The 15,236-nt window shown below is 60.5% G+C and carries 10 protein-coding genes; 5 read left to right on the forward strand and 5 right to left on the reverse strand.

Going from position 1 to position 15,236, the window contains the following annotated elements; translation table 11 throughout:
- The first annotated feature begins 49 nt into the window (after positions 1-49).
- Entirely contained in the window at positions 50-3,235 is a 3,186-nt protein-coding gene (locus KYT97_RS20590) for a type I restriction endonuclease subunit R (RefSeq protein ID WP_219110595.1), read from the forward strand.
- Between the two features lie 693 nt (positions 3,236-3,928).
- Entirely contained in the window at positions 3,929-4,687 is a 759-nt protein-coding gene (locus KYT97_RS20595; RefSeq protein WP_219110597.1) for a hypothetical protein, read from the forward strand.
- Positions 4,688-5,204: 517 nt separating this feature from the next.
- On the opposite strand, the gene KYT97_RS20600 is transcribed toward KYT97_RS20595, so the two are convergent.
- Both KYT97_RS20600 and KYT97_RS20605 read right to left on the reverse strand, forming a co-directional pair.
- On the reverse strand, positions 5,205-5,462 hold the full coding sequence (locus tag KYT97_RS20600; protein ID WP_245005890.1) for a hypothetical protein: 258 nt from the start codon (positions 5,460-5,462) through the stop codon (positions 5,205-5,207).
- A 77-nt stretch (positions 5,463-5,539) separates the two neighbouring features.
- Entirely contained in the window at positions 5,540-6,202 is a 663-nt protein-coding gene (locus tag KYT97_RS20605; RefSeq protein ID WP_219110600.1) for a hypothetical protein, read from the reverse strand.
- A gap of 429 nt (positions 6,203-6,631) precedes the next feature.
- On the opposite strand from KYT97_RS20605, the gene KYT97_RS20610 reads away from it, so the two are divergent.
- Positions 6,632-8,449: a lipase family protein gene (locus tag KYT97_RS20610; protein WP_219110602.1), complete on the forward strand. Its 1,818-nt coding sequence runs from the start codon at positions 6,632-6,634 to the stop codon at positions 8,447-8,449.
- A 200-nt stretch (positions 8,450-8,649) separates the two neighbouring features.
- Here KYT97_RS20610 and KYT97_RS20615 read toward each other — a convergent pair whose 3' ends face one another.
- Positions 8,650-8,844 (reverse strand): hypothetical protein, encoded by a 195-nt coding sequence (locus KYT97_RS20615; protein ID WP_219110604.1) that lies wholly within the window; start codon positions 8,842-8,844, stop codon positions 8,650-8,652.
- Positions 8,845-8,919: 75 nt separating this feature from the next.
- Between KYT97_RS20615 and KYT97_RS20620 the strand changes: the two genes are divergently transcribed.
- Positions 8,920-9,759, forward strand: a complete 840-nt coding sequence (locus KYT97_RS20620; protein WP_219110605.1) for an HAD family hydrolase — start codon at positions 8,920-8,922, stop codon at positions 9,757-9,759.
- A 33-nt stretch (positions 9,760-9,792) separates the two neighbouring features.
- Here KYT97_RS20620 and KYT97_RS20625 read toward each other — a convergent pair whose 3' ends face one another.
- On the reverse strand, positions 9,793-11,691 hold the full coding sequence (locus tag KYT97_RS20625; RefSeq protein ID WP_154883477.1) for an N-acetylmuramoyl-L-alanine amidase: 1,899 nt from the start codon (positions 11,689-11,691) through the stop codon (positions 9,793-9,795).
- Positions 11,692-12,022: 331 nt separating this feature from the next.
- On the opposite strand from KYT97_RS20625, the gene KYT97_RS20630 reads away from it, so the two are divergent.
- A complete protein-coding gene (locus KYT97_RS20630; RefSeq protein ID WP_154883479.1) occupies positions 12,023-13,576 on the forward strand; it encodes a SpoIID/LytB domain-containing protein in 1,554 nt (517 codons plus the stop codon).
- A 96-nt stretch (positions 13,577-13,672) separates the two neighbouring features.
- Here the strand turns inward: KYT97_RS20630 and KYT97_RS20635 are convergent, their stop codons facing one another.
- On the reverse strand, positions 13,673-15,166 hold the full coding sequence (locus KYT97_RS20635; RefSeq protein ID WP_219110606.1) for a PucR family transcriptional regulator: 1,494 nt from the start codon (positions 15,164-15,166) through the stop codon (positions 13,673-13,675).
- Between the last annotated feature and the right edge of the window lie 70 nt (positions 15,167-15,236).

Here is a 15,236-nt window from a genome sequence, read left to right on the forward strand (position 1 = left end):
CGGTTATGCAGCGACGGCAGCGTCCAAGTTGGGGAAGGCAGGGTTTGCAATGAGTGTCCGAGGACTCAGCGAGGACGACTGGGAGCAGATGGCTCTCGATGACCTTGGCGAACTGGGTTGGAAACCCACCGCAGGCTCCGACATCGCTCCAAGCAAGGGCGAACGCGAGTCATGGGCCGAACTTCTGATCGCACCACGCCTTTCCGCTGCAATCGCGCGGCTCAATCCGCACCTTCCTCACCATGTCGTTGAACAGGCTGTTCTTCACATCGCGACGCCCGGTTCGTCGGATGCGATCGCTGAGAATGAAGTCATTCATCGGTACTTGACCGAGGGCCTTCGAAAGATCAGTTATGTGGACCACACCGGAGTGGAGACCACGCCGACAATCCGGCTCGTATCAAGTCGCGCCGAAGACAACGACTGGTTGGCTGTCAATCAAGTGACGGTCGAGCGCGGTGATTTCAAGCGCCGATTCGACATCGTTTTGTACCTGAACGGGATGCCGGTCAGTGTGATCGAGTTGAAGAAGGCCGGCAACGAGCACGCAGGGCTGCTCGAAGCGCATGCGCAATTGCAGACCTACGTAAGGGAATTCCCGCTCGCGTTTAGATTTGCAGTCTTCAGCCTCGTGTCCGACGGAATCACCGCGGCCTACGGGACGCCGTTCACGGCATTCAATCACTTTGCGCCTTGGAACGTTGGTGAGGACGGAAAGCCGGTCGCTTACGACAATGGGGACTTTACCCCGCTTGGCGTTGCGTTGTTCGGCATCTACAACCAGGATCGTTTTCTGCAACTCTTGCGAAGCTATACCGCATTCGACAAGGGCGAAGATGGACTGCTGAAGCGAATTGCCAAGCCTCACCAGTACTTCGCCGTCATGAAAGCCGTCGACAAGACTGTCATCGCGGTCGAGAGCGACGGCAAAGCCGGCGTTGTCTGGCATACCCAGGGCTCGGGAAAATCAATGGAGATGGAACTCTACGCAAACCTGGTTATCCGCCATCCGAAGCTGGCAAACCCCACGATCGTAGTGATCACCGACCGCACCGAATTGGACGGGCAGCTCTTCGAAACCTTCGCGCGTTCACAGCTCCTCCCTGAACAACCACAACAGGTCCGCAAGCGTGAGGAACTGCGTGGTGAACTGTCCGGGCGCAAAACCGGCGGTATCTACTTCACGACATTGCAGAAATTCGGAAAGACCAAAGCCGAACGTGAATCGGGTGAGAGTCACCCGCTGCTCTCTGCCCGACGCAACATCATTGTCATGGTCGACGAGGCGCATCGCAGTCACTACGACAACCTCGACGGGTATGCCCGCCACCTGCGCGATGCACTCCCGCACGCAACACTGATCGCGTTTACCGGTACACCGATCTCCTTTGCCGACCGTGACACGCGTGCCGTGTTCGGCCCAGACATCGATGTGTACGACCTCACCCGCGCAGTCGAGGACGGTGCGACGGTCCCCGTCTATTTCGAAAGCCGGCTAGTCAAGGTTTCATTTGCCGACGACGTCAGCGAGGAACAGCTCGACGCCGCAGCAGACGAATTGACTGTGGGGCTCGATGATACGGACCGAGAACGTATCGAGAAGAGTGTCGCTGTGGTCAATGCCGTATACGGTACGCCAGCGCGACTGGCCATGCTTGCGGCAGATTTTGTCGAGCATTGGGAGACACGCAGCAAGGCGATGAGTGCATTCATCAGCTCGGACGAGAATCCATCAACACCCGGCAAAGCCATGATCGTAGGTGCGACCCGAGAAATCTGCGCGAATCTCTACAGTGAGATCGTGAAGCTTCGCCCCGAGTGGCACTCTGACGAATTGTCTTCCGGCCGTATCAAAGTGGTGTATTCGGGCAATGCAACTGATGTCGATCCAATCAGTCGACATGTGCGTCGCGACTCCGCAAACGCAGCCGTCAAGAAACGATTGAAGGACGTCGATGACGAACTGGAAATTGTCATCGTCAAGGACATGATGCTTACGGGCTTCGATTCACCGCCGCTGCACACGATGTATCTCGATCGGCCGCTCAAGGGCGCTCTGCTCATGCAGGCCCTCGCTCGGGTGAACCGCACCTTCCGGGGTAAGCAGGACGGACTGCTCGTTGCCTACGCTCCGATTGCAGAGAATCTTGCAGCTGCGCTCGCCGAGTACACCGAATCGGATCAGAAGACCAAGCCGTTGGGACGAAATATCGATTCGGCAATCGATACTGCCAAGGACCTGCTGACTGTTCTCGAGTCGATGCTCCACGATTTCGACTGGCGCGCAGAGTTGCGCAAGCCGGGGCGTCGGGCGTACTTCCATGCTGCGAACGCAACCGTCAACTATCTTCGAGATCCCCGCAATCCACAGAATCAGGTTGGAGACGGAGAGGAGTCCCTTGCGGCCCGCTACCGCAAATTCGCATCGCAACTCTCAAGAGTGTGGGCACTCTGTGGCAGCCGCCCCGAGCTCGCCGAAGATGCGCTCACCGCACGGTTTTTCGAAGAAGTGCGCGTCTACATGGCGAAGTGGGATGCTGCAGACAGGCAGGCCCGTGGGCAGGCGGTTCCCGAGGATGTTCAGCGTGCACTTCGTCAGTTGATGGCGGCTTCCGTCGAATCCGGTGAGGTACTTGATATCTACGATGCTGCTGGAATGCCTAAGCCTGCGCTCAGCGACATCAACATCGAGTTCATCAAGAAGACCACCGAGGCGAAGAATCCCAACCTTGCGATCGAAGCTCTCCGGAAACTGATCAACGAGGAATCACGAAAAGCGGCGAAGCACAATGTTGTTCGTCAGCGTGCGTTCTCCGAGCGGCTACAGGATCTGATGCTCAAATACACGAACAGTCAGTTGACTTCCGCTGAAGTGATTGCCGCGCTGGTTGAGGTAGCGAAGGAAGTCGCGGCTGAGGCCGACCGGGGAAGCAAATTCACACCGCCACTCACCAGTGACGAACTTGCTTTTTATGACGCCGTGGCAGAGAACGAGTCTGCCGTGGAATTGCAGGGCGAAGGAAAGCTTGCAGACATAGCTCGGGATCTCGTCGGTGTAATGAGGAGGGACGCGACGACGGATTGGGCAGTTCGCGAGGACGTCAAGGCCAAACTCCGCTCGAGAATCAAACGTCTGTTGACGATTCACGGGTATCCGCCGGATCGCCAACCCGACGCGATCAAGTTGGTCATCGAACAGATGGAGGCGATCGCACCGTCTATGGCGGGGATCTGAATTCGATCGCCTCATTCCTATCTCCATTTTATGTCTGAGTGAGGTGCGCTGGCAGGAGCGCCCTATCCGAGGCTGTCCGATTCACGGAGCAACGGCAGAAGTCAGGGAAGGCTGCGTCGGCGGCCGTTGCGGTGCTTGGTGATTCGGGCGCTTGAAATCTGCGAAGTGTCCGATCCCTGCGCGATAGTCGGTGAATCTCGTTCTGGCGTAATCGGACCAGCATAGAATTTGGGTCCTGAACTCGACGCAGACAGTCGGACGGCTGAGGCGCATCCTGGCCCGGGTCCTCTGCCTGTGTCGAGACGGGAGTCCGGTAGGCATCGTTGACGCCGAGGAAGTTCACTTTCGCGCTGGGGATCCGACGTAGTGTTACGCGACACGCCACCGCGATATACGTCGTCTCGTCGGGCCCCGCCGCGCATGCGACTGGCGGCGAAGAGAACTTTGAGCGCCGCACCGTGAAGGTAGCGCGATCCTTTGTGCCTAATCGGCCCGTGCTGGCAGGCCAGTTCAAGGGTCGATGAAAAACGTTATGTCGGTCTATCTTTCGCGATGATGCAGCTTCTGGTCAGAAATCGTTGAATATTTACAAACCGACCGGTATGTGTTATTTTTCTCTTGTCTACACACCCCGACTATGGGTCCACCCATCTCCGTTCGATGCCATTCCCTTCTCGAGAGGTCTCATTTCTCATGTCTAAGAACATCCGCCGCGCCGGAACCGTTGCCACCTTCGTTGGCGCCGCAGCACTGATCGCGCCCGCATTCGCGGGAGCCCTGCCCACCGGTTCGCTCGGCTCCATCGACGATGTACCAGCAGCAGGGTTCGCGTGCTCGGCGATCTCCACAGAGACGACCGTTAATGGCTGGGGCATCCCCTTCGACGATGAGAAGAACCAGGTCGCCGCATACACGGCCGACAACGTCTTCGACGACGACGGCGCCCTGGAACTGTCCGTCCACGGCCCGACGGACCGCTCCGTGTCCTACCACTCCGCCGCCAGCCTTCCGCTCGCCGACGTGATCGCCAAGGAAATCGGTTTCTCCGAGCGAGCTGACGTCGCGAAGGCCTCGTTCCAGCTGCGCTTGGGCGGAACCACCGGCGGCAAGTTCACCGACACCACCGGGTTCACCACCCTCGTTTGGGTGCCGAACCCCGCGCTCTCCGCAACAGATGGCGTGGTCCACGCCAACATCCAGGACGGATTGTGGTGGAGCACCCAGAACATCGACGGTGCAAAGGATTACGCACTCGTTACGCTTGACGCTATCTCAGCAGCGCAGCCGAACGCGGTCGTCGAGCACTACGGCGTGAGTATCGGTACCGGCTCCGCCGAAACCTCTACCCTCGTAGACGCAGTGAAGTTCAACGGCTGCACCACAAACTTCGCCAAGAACGACCCAGATACCGACACGAACAGCGGCTCGCTCGGAAACATCTTCGGCAGCTGATGTGAAATGAGTTAGCTATTCCCGCCACCTCCGGAGGTGGCGGGAACGGTACGTGAAGGTTCCCACGAATCCGGGTTTTCGACGGTGGCGCTGTCCACAGATAAATAGATGCTATTTGGCAACACCCACGGTCTTTCACCCAGTCTATGGGCGGGCGGCCGCGAGCTCAGCTTCGGCGAGTTGCCGGCAGTGTGACGACTTTGTATGCAGACTGCCGTTTGCGCATCAAATCATGACCGTCGCAAGTCCGGCATTCGCCGGGCGACGGCCTTTGCGATGCCGATGTATATCTGGTGGTTGGCGCATTCGAACCGGTACTGACCGCACCGCTCGATCGGGAATGTGGTTCTGAAATATTTCAGTCGGGTGCGAAATTATCGTCGGGCATAATTCTTACGACCATGCCGCGAATCGTGCGAGTCGTGGTAAGTGGAGCCGCAGTTGGGTTTCCATCGGCCTAAGGTCCATTGCCTAGGCAGGCCGGGGTTGCCGCGGTAGCGTGCGTTCGGTTTCGGCATTACCACGATCGTGGCCGGTAGATGGACGTAGCCCAATTGGCAGCACTTGTCAGCTGATCCTCGTCGATCTCGAAGGTGGTGTCGGCGTCCGGAGATAGTGGATCACAGGGGCAGTGTCCGTTAGCTGGACCCGCATACGTTGAAATCACGGCACCGCCATCGACGACGAACACTTTCGGATAGATTTCACACGCCAATTGTCTCCGCACTTTCGTGAGGTGAGTGGCCTTGACCTCGTAAATGTTCGTTCCTTTCATCGAGAGTCTCTGTTGCATTTGCTGGGTAGATCTAGGTGTTCGCCCAGTGATGGACGAGGCGCCGGGCGCCAGGGTTGCTACTCTTGCCACCGGGCCAGTTCGCGTTTGCGTCGCAATCCGTCAATCTTGTCGGGGATGTCGACGAGCCATCCCGCTCCCCGGAACAAGTGGAAAAGGCCGGCGAAGCCCGCGAGCGGCCCCGAGATTGCGAGTGCGGCGCCTACGACGAAAATGATGGTGCCGAGTGTAATGGCGACGGTGGCGGTAGGGCCGCTGATCACTCCCGCGAGGCTTAGTAGAGCAAGGACGATGATCGCCAGCATCGCGACGGGGATCAGTCCGAAAAGCGCCGCACGGTTCTGTTGGGTTTGATAAATACGATTGAACTTATCGGCGCCCTTGTTGCAAGGGATGACCGCACCGGTCGTATCGATGCGCAAGAGCGGCCAGAGATGGAACTCTTGTGGGTCGCAGGCGAAAGTGCCAGCCGTGATCACTACTACCGATTTTTTCTTAGCGTTGTTCTTGCTGTGCCTTTCGATGATTCTTCGCAGATCGGTGGCCGTGAGCGAGCGGTCGGAATGGACGATTTGCCCTCGCGCCCGGGGAGTGCTGAAGTCGAGGTGGCCGGGGACGTTGGTTTTGTAGGTGCGGAGACGGACTTTCTTTCTCCGTTCGGTCGACGCTAGGTACGTCGATACAGCTGCGACGGCTTCTTTTTCGCTGTAAACAATCGGCACGGGTGTTCTCCTCGGTGATGAAAATCAACAGGGTAGCGCTGGTATCGGACAATCCCTGCATATTCACAGAAATTATGGGCCGCGCGCCCTGCGGGGAGGCCGGGCAGAGGGGGTGAGTCAACGACGCATCGGCCACTAGGCAATTCTTTCGCCACAGATTGGCTGCTCGTCGATGGTTTCCGCGGCGATCGCTCGGTGAAACGACCCATTCTTGGCCTATCGTCAGCGGGCCAGTCCGCATTGAAACTTCATGTGAAACCTACTCTGGTCGCGAAGGTTGTCGGAGTTGCTCGGTACTGTATTACGAAGTTAACTGCAGAGAACCTCTGCGAGTTTTTTGGTGGTCCTCGTCTTTATCGAATTTTTGTAGCGAATAGCAGTAATTGTGGTGAGCGATGTCAGGGTTCGACCTTCGAGAGGGACTTGGTTGTGAAGATTGTTTTTCTGCACGGAATCGGTGACGGCGATCCGAAATCGAGTTGGCTCGACGGCCTGGACCGCGGTCTCGCGCAGGCTGGTTTCGGTGCGGTCAATCGGGATATGGTTATCGCACCTCACTACAGCTCGTTCCTCACAACAAACGGTATTGGTGCGAAGCTGCCGCCGGTGACATATAAACCGCGCGACGACTCGGCCAGTCGCCGCGGCTTCGAGCGGCGTCAGGCGAAAGTCCAGCGGATTCTGGGTCTCGAGGGTGGGGTCCGCACCTTCGGTTTCCACCGCGTGCCCGGGCAGGTTCTCGCTCCACTGCAGCAGGCCGCGATCGGAGCGCTACCACTCTTCGATCTGCAGCAAGTACGCAAGTACGTCCAGGAGGAGCCGGTCCGCGGAGCGATCCTGCGGCACATCCTCGACCATCTACCCACCTCCGGCGAGATCATCCTCATTGGCCACAGCCTGGGCAGCGTCATCGCGATCGACCTTCTCGACCACCTTCCTGAAAATGTCCATGTCCGCAGGTTCATCACCATCGGCAGCCCGGCGAACGTGCAGGCCGTGCACGATGGCAGCGAGCGACTACTCAAGAAGTTTCCGTACGGCCGGGTCGACGACTGGTCGAACTTCCTCGACGTCGGCGACGTCGTCACCGGCGGCAGGGGGCTGGCGACCACCTTCCCAGGCGCCCAGGATTTCGTCATCGACAACGGCGCATCCCATGCGTCCGGGGCGTATCTCGGACATCGCGCCCTCGCCATGCTGGTTGCAGATCTGCTGTACCCGTCGAAGGAAATCGCAATCCGCACATCGGATATCGCGGTTCGTCTCAATGACAACGAGGCCTCGGTTTTGTTGATGCTGCACTACGCACACGCGGTCCACCGCAACCTCAAAGACAAAGCGCTGGCCGAACGCTACCGACATGCACTCGACATCGTCCAGGACAACATAGTCGCGCAAGTAGAGCAGGCCGCGTCAGTTAGTGGACAGCCCGTCGCAGTCGAACTGCAGCAACTGGTCAATGGTCAATTGCCGATGATTCCGCATCGATGGGAGGTACACGAAGTGGTCGGCGAGTTGGTGGTGCTCGCGCTGACGAACATCATCGATCCGTATGAACTCGAAATCGGGAACGCCCCCCGCGACGCACTCGCCGACATTGCCGTCGAACTCGGGTTCGTTCGTCAGCTCGGAAAGACAGTGAGCACCGCTCTCGAAGAAGTCCAGAAATGCTTGGACAGTCGCGGTGGCGTCCCCTGGGGCCGGGTAATTACAGCCGCAGTCGGTCTCGCCTTGGTCGCGGCCGGACCGGTCGGGCTCGTGCTGGCAGCGCCGGCCGCCGCGGCAGGTGGCGCCGCTATCGTCGGCGGGCTTGCAGCATTCGGGCCGGGAGGGATGATCGGTGGTCTCGGAATGCTTGGTGGTTTGGCCGGAGCGGGCGCGGCGGTGGCCGCGGGCGCGGCGGTGGGCGGCAGTGCCCCTGATCAGCCGATCACGGATTCGACCACGTTGATCCTGCGGGTATCGACCGAGCATGCACGCAAGATGCTCGGCCTTCCTCATGACGAAGCGCTCTGGTACCAGTTGGCGGATGTGGAGACGAAACTCTCCGCCCGAATCAACCGCCTTACGGCGTTTAGCGATCCGAAGTCGGGGAAGTTGGCTCAGCTGCAGGCAGCGAAGTCGACAATCACGAAACTGATGGCATTCATGCTCGATCGAGGATTGGCGCCGCGAGCCATCGAAGCCGCGACGGGGGAAAAGCCCTTGGCTGACAAGGAATTGATCGATACTCCAGCCTTGACCTGAGCCCCCAAATCTTCCGATGGTTTCTGATGCGAGCAACACCATGAAGCGCTTTCTTGGATGCGGTGATCGTCGAACTCGCCACCATCGCGTCGAAGTCGAGCGATTAATCGGAAATCGTTAGCTACAGCGAACATCAGCACAGAGACGCGGCCCCAACTCAAATCGAGAGAGTTGGGGCCGCCAGTCGCTTTCAACGTCGATCAGTCGAACAAACCCCTTGTGAGATCAAGGTCGGGGAATACAAAGTCATCTCTCGTCGAGGGTTCCGATTCGACGGACAACCCCTCACCAACCGCGATGAGATCCGCATCCGTGATCACCCGCGCGTGCTTGGTCGCCTGATAGGCAGCAGCTTCCACTGCCGATCGTTTGCGCGGAGAGTTCCTATCGCTCATATGCCCCACCTCTCGATGTATCAATAATGTCGGACACCGAGCGAGACCGTCGTACCTCACAGGCACAATGGCGGGGTGAGCCCAGAGCGCCCGACCAACCCAGCCCGCCCAACACTTGTCGCGACAGATGTCGACGGCACCTTGATCAACGAGGACGAGTTGGTCAGCGCTCGCACCCGCGAGGTGATTCATGCCGTCGTGGAATCAGGAACACCGTTCCTGCTGGCAACGGGCCGTCCGCCGCGCTGGATTTCACCAGTCGTCGAGAGCCTGGGTTACGCACCTTTGGCGGTCTGCGCCAACGGCGCTGTTGTCTACGACAGTTACGCAGACCGCGTGCTCAGCGCCGCAACCTTGTCGGTGGAGGCTCTGATCGAACTTTCCGGACTGGCGCTCAGCGTGCTTCCCGGCGCCGGCCTGGCAGCGGAACGAGTGGGGGAGAGCGCCCACGACGCGGCCACCCCACAATTTGTCAGCTCCCCGGACTACGAACATGCGTGGCTCAACCCCGACAACACGGAAATGTCCGAGGACGACGTACTGGCGGTCCCGGCCGTGAAGCTGCTGATCCGTCGGCCGGGAATGACAAGCACCGCAATGTACGACGCCCTGGCCCCGCACGTCGGGTCGTTGGCGGACATGACGTACTCCACGGAGAACGGGCTGATCGAACTCTCGGCTCCCGGCATCACAAAGGCGTCGGGCCTGGTGGCTGCGGCGAATCAGTTCGGGTTCGACCTGTCCGGACTGGTGGCATTCGGCGACATGCCCAACGACATTCCGATGCTTGCGATGGCAAATCTGGGCGTCGCGATGGGGAACGCTCACCCCGAGGCAAAAGCAGCAGCAGACGAGGTTACCGAGACCAATTCCCAACACGGGGTCGCAAAAGTCCTCGAGCGCTGGTGGTCGTAAAACCCACCAGCGCCCGAGGACTTCCCACAGGAGTTATCCCACGGCATTGAGAATCTGTGTGACTACACCGGTGATCTGGTTGAAGATCAGGGCGCCGTTCTCGAAGTCGCTGCGGAACCCGTCCGGAATCGAGTACTCGTCCGAGATGGGGAGTCCGAGCGAACCCAGATCCGATCCGTAGCTCTGCCATGCCTTGAAGATCTCGCCGACCACGGTGTACACGCCTCCGTTGGGGGAGGTGTAGATAGCGCCGTTCTGGAACAACGCTCCCAGATTGCCGAACTTGGCCTGCAGTTCTCCGGTGATCGCCTCACCGAGGCGGCCGAGGTCGCCGCCTTCGGCGATCCACTTCTGTGCGAGCGGTGAATCGTCGGTCAACTTCAGAACCTGGTTGACGAGGTCCGTCACGGAAGACCCGGTGCCACCGGCAACGGTGTCGGCCGGAGTGTTGGGCTTCTGGACTGGAGGCGTGACGGGGTTGGCCGGGGCCGTTACTCCGTTAGCCGCATTGGCTGCGATCTGGCGGATTTCACCCATGCGGGCGTACGCGGCATCGCCCGGGCAGGCGGTGCTTCCGACGTCACGGTGAGCGAAGATGATCGGCAAATCGACTGCAGCACCCTGCGGGTACGGCGTGTACGGCGTGCCTTCGGAGTACATCGTGGTGCGGCCCATCGGATTGAGGCCGGCCAACTTGAGTCGCCACCCGAGGAACTGACCAACCGAATTCAGCATGGCCGACGACGGCTGAACGGTGGAGTAGTCACCCATCATCGCGATACCGACGGTGTTCTCGTTGAAACCACCGGCATGTGCACCCTGGACGGGCTTGTCCAGACCGCCTGCGCGGCCTTCGAAGATCTGACCGTACTTGTCGACGAGCACGTTGTATCCGACGTCGCACCAGCCCAGGGTCTGTGCGTGGTAGGCGTAGATCGAACGGACGATCCCAGCCGACTCGGCCTTCGTGTAGTTGTTGACACCCGCGGTGTGGTGCACGGTGGCACCGCCGAGGCCGTCGTCGTACGTCGGGCCGTCGCAACGCAGGCCTTCGTCAGCACCCCACTGCGAGCGAGTGATCACTGCGGGACCGCCGGTCGAGAACGGCGCCGCAACTGCCTGCAGATTGTCGTCCGACGGGCTGGTGCCCGGATCGATGAGTACCGCCGTGACTTCGTCAGCGGTGGTCTCGACCTGGCGAAGCGGCTTCGACACCGATGCCGGGGTGTAACCGAGTTCGCCTTCGGGAGCGGGGGCAGCTTCGGTGGTGGGCGCAACCTCTGCCGGTGCCGATGAGGCGGGCGCGGGTGCTGCATCGGTTGCCGGTGCGTCGCGCGGCGTCAGAATCTGGATGGCCTTGGTGAGCCCGACGTAGAGGGGCTCGGTGGCGGAGAGAGTGTTCGTCGCCTGTTCGGCGTCGATGGCATCGGGGGAGAACCACGGGCCCCAGATGCCGTCCTCGGACAGCGCGCGGATCTTGGACTGCGCCGAATCGACGGTGTCCGAGGTCAACGCGACCATGCTGAACGGGGCGTCGCGAGTGAGTTGCTTAACCACAGCGCCGGGGAATTCCTCGTCCTGAACAGGCGTTTCCGTCGGCGCAGCCGGATCGGCCGGTGCCGGCAGAAGCTCCGTCGGAATCGTGATTCCGGGAGGCAACGCGATGTCGGTGGGGATCAGTGCCTTGAGATCACCGAGGTTGATGTCGGGCAGATCGAGCCCCGTCAGTTCCTTGAGCGGAATGACGATGTCGGGAACCGACGCGAGCAGAACCTGCGAGATCTGGGTGGGCACCGCCACGGACGACGTCTCGTTTGCCGAGCGGACGTCAGGCGTGTCGTTGGTGAGGCCGTATACCGCAAAAGGACTTGCGACAGCCAGTGCGGCTACGGCCCCAAGTACGAATGAGGGCTTCGGTCGACGGTGTGGCAAGGGATGACTCCTCGGTTGTAGTTACTTACGAGCGAATTTCAGGGCCGGTAACGGCCTCGAACAGAATCGGCCGGAACCGGATCCGAGCAGGTCGGAGGCCATGTTGCGCGGATCAACTCCATCTTTCGGTCGCATATGTCTGCAACTCGTGATGCGGATGTGACTCATGTGACTGGTGTTGCTAAGTCCAGGCACTCTTGCCACACTAGTCACAAGAGTCCATAACGCTCAACCTTAGGGTGAGACTTTAGCCAAATCGTTGTGGACTGGACCACGTGCGGAGAACCGACTTCGCAGCCCCGTGAGTCCGGTGGCGATGAGGAGAGCGTTGATGGCGAAGAACGAGCGAAGCGGAACCGCAGGTAAAAAGCCTGTTAGACGCCGTTTCCTGGTGAGTGGACCCGGTCGACGCCGTTCCGTGATGCGTATCTCCGTGCTGGGATTGATTCCCGCTCTGGCGCTCGGAATTGCCGTCGGAGGTATCGGAACTCTTTACCAGGACGAGCCGTCGGTTATGCCCGTCGTGTCCGCCGACACCCAATTCACACTCTCCGGCCACGGCAACGGTCACGGCCGCGGAATGGGTCAATGGGGCGCTTACGGCTACGCCAAAAACCAAGGTTGGTCCGGCGAGCGAATTCTCAGCCACTACTACGGGGGCACTGTTCTCGACTCCATGCCGGCCGCTCAGATGAGCGTTCGGCTGACAGCCCGCGACGACGAAACACTCGACGTGTACTCCGCCGCCGGAATGGTCGTGAACGGGCAGCGCACCGCGCCCGGTGAAGCCGCCCACCTGACCGCACTTCCCGGAGGTGGCGCCAGCGTTGTCGTCACCAGCGGCTGCGGCGGCGGTGTCGTCTGGGAAGCGGTCACAAACCATCCGTGGGTGGATCCGGTAGATCTGTCCCCGGACCGGCCCGCCGACCAATTCTTGACGATGTGCGACGACAACGCCCCGTATCGCGGCGCGCTTGGTGTTGTGCTCGACAACGGAGCGGCGCGCACAGTCAACCTACTCGACATGGAGGACTACCTACTCGGAGTGGTGCCGGTGGAGGCGAAGGCCGATTGGGCCGATTCCGGTGGAGCAGAAGCACTGCGGGCCCAGGCCGTCGCCGCGCGTTCGTATGCCGCAGTCGAGCATCGCAGCTCGTACGCCGACACCTGCGACACGCAGGACTGCCAGGTCTACGGCGGCGCAGGCAAGGAAGATCCACGAACCACCGAGGCCGTGCGCAGCACCACCGGGGCTGTACTCTCGCGCGATGGCGACATAGTTGCAACCGAATTCTCCTCGTCTACAGGCGGTTACAGCTCAGGTGGAGCATTCCCGGCTGTGGCAGACGAAGGTGACACCATCTCGCCCAATCATGACTGGACGCAGATGTTTTCCGCCGGCGAGATCGCGGAGGCCTTCGGGGTCGGCGAATTGACGTCGCTGAAAGTTCTCTCCCGAAACGGCCTCGGCGTCGACGGCGGCCGCGTCACGGCTCTCGAAGTTGTCGGAACAAAGGCAACCGTCGGTGTCACCGGAATGCAGGCGAGGATGAAATTGGGGCTGAAATCCGACTGGTTCACTATCGGTGACGGCGCTGGTGTGGTAGAGAGTCCGGTATCGGAAACTGTAGCGCCAGAACTAAATTCGCAAATTACTGATTCGTCCGGTACGGTTGTCGAGACGCAGATCGAGGCAAAGTATCGAGAGTTCGGTGGCGCCACCGGCACTCTCGGCGCTCCGGTCGGCCCGGAGATGCAATTGCCCTCCGAGGCAGGCACCTTCCGCGTCTTCGAAAATGGAACCATCATCTGGACCGAGATTTTGGGTGCGCAGGTAGTTGATGCCAACGTGCTCCGCGAGTGGATACCGACGGATATGAGCTAGGGGAAGATCGGTCGATATTTACCTCGCACAAAAACGATTCTGTCGGGCCTCGCCGCAATCCGGTGCAGGCCCGACAGGTCGTTTACGGCCCGGAGATCAGATGGTGGGCGCGTCGCCGAGCAGTCGATATTCGAGCCACAGTTCGGCCCGTTCGGTAGGGGAGCTGAGATCGAGTTGGAGCAGGCTCTCGATGCGAGCGAGCCTGCTGCGCAACGTATGTCGGTGAATGTTCAGTGCAGTGGCCGCAGCGTCTCCCACTCCGTTGTGAGCCAGCCACATGGCCAAGGTCCGGTAGAGGTCGCTGCCACCCTTTGCTTCGAGGAGTGGTCGAAGATGGGCCGCCGCAAAAGCCGTCGACCGATCAGGGTCGAGAAATGCCGACAATCCACTTTCGGAGAGTTCCGCAAAACGCATCGACGGCAGGTTACGGGCACTGGCCTCGGCTGCTGCCTGCGCGGCCTGCCTTCTGGCCCGCGAGAGATCGTCCCACCACAGCATGTCCGACACTCCGACGGTTACGTCGATGCCTTTGATACGACCGAGGATTCGTTCGCTGTCCGTGGCCGAGACGACGGCGATGAGCGCGCCGTCGGTGATGCCGAATGCCAGATCGCGACTCAGGCCGTCGAGCAATGAGACGGACACGCTCTCGAGTAGGCCGACGGGGCCCGCGACGTGGAAGACCTGAAAGGGTTCAATCGGAAATCCGCCCCATAGCTCTCCGGAGATGTTGCGCGCGAGCGTATTCTGGCCCTCGAAGAGCTGATGCATCGCCACCGTGCGTAAGTGATTCATCGTCAGTTGCGCATCTCGGGTGCGGGCCGTCATCAACGTGAGAAGGGAAGCGGCGGTGATCACGATGCCCTGATTCAGTGACCCGACGGCGCCGGGGCAGCCGGCGACGAGGTATCCCATCAGCTTTCCCCGCGACGTTGTCAGGGGATGGGAGATGACGTCCTCGTTCTCGCTCGTGACAAAGCTGACCTCCATCGGGCGGGCCTCACGCTCGGGGGCGGTGCGCTCGATTCCCGCGGCTGCGGCGGTGTGCGATATCTCGACGGTGTGGCCGGCCGAGTCCAGCAGTGCCGCCCATCCGCCGATCAACTCCGCGACCCGGCGCACAACTGCTCGGGTCCCGTTGACCGTCACAGCGGCTTGGAGGAGTCGCCGCACGCTCTGATAGTTGTTGCGCAGGGCTTTCATGTCGTCCTCGGACTGTGCCCGGGACACCGCTTTTGTCAGTGCGATGAACGGCGTTCGCAGCGGGACGTCGAGAAGAGGCACGTTGAAACGTGTGGCCGCATCCACGAGAGCCTGCGGTACTTCCTCGTATCCGAGGCCGGTTCCGAAACCGATTCCGGCAATTCCGACGCCCACCAGGGTCCGCACGAATCGGGTTGTTCCCGCGGCCGTCATGGGTAGCGACACCCCGGTGATGAGGAGTAATTCGCCGCCGTCGAGGAAGGGCGTCGGGTCGGGGAGTTCGGAGACATGTGCCCAGGTCAGGGTGCGGTCAAGTTGATCTTGCCCGGCCAGTACTCGCAGGCCGAACTGTTCGGTCGCGCAGAGCTGGCGCAGGGTGATGGGCATGGGTTCAGTCTGGCACCTTGTTCGCGCCACTATGTAGTGCCTGCGGTCACGTTTGTACAAAGTGGAGCCT

Origin of the sequence: Rhodococcus globerulus, assembly GCF_019334125.1 — a bacterium.
GTDB classification, from domain to species: Bacteria; Actinomycetota; Actinomycetes; order Mycobacteriales; family Mycobacteriaceae; genus Rhodococcus_F; species Rhodococcus_F globerula.

Bases quoted from the DNA above. Each gene is read 5' to 3' on its own strand.
- KYT97_RS20590 (WP_219110595.1), top strand. From the start codon at position 50: ATGAGTGTCCGAGGACTCAGCGAGGACGACTGGGAGCAGATGGCTCTC.
- KYT97_RS20595 (WP_219110597.1), top strand. From the start codon at position 3,929: ATGTCTAAGAACATCCGCCGCGCCGGAACCGTTGCCACCTTCGTTGGC.
- KYT97_RS20600 (WP_245005890.1), bottom strand. From the start codon at position 5,462: ATGAAAGGAACGAACATTTACGAGGTCAAGGCCACTCACCTCACGAAA.
- KYT97_RS20615 (WP_219110604.1), bottom strand. From the start codon at position 8,844: ATGAGCGATAGGAACTCTCCGCGCAAACGATCGGCAGTGGAAGCTGCT.
- KYT97_RS20630 (WP_154883479.1), top strand. From the start codon at position 12,023: ATGGCGAAGAACGAGCGAAGCGGAACCGCAGGTAAAAAGCCTGTTAGA.
- KYT97_RS20635 (WP_219110606.1), bottom strand. From the start codon at position 15,166: ATGCCCATCACCCTGCGCCAGCTCTGCGCGACCGAACAGTTCGGCCTG.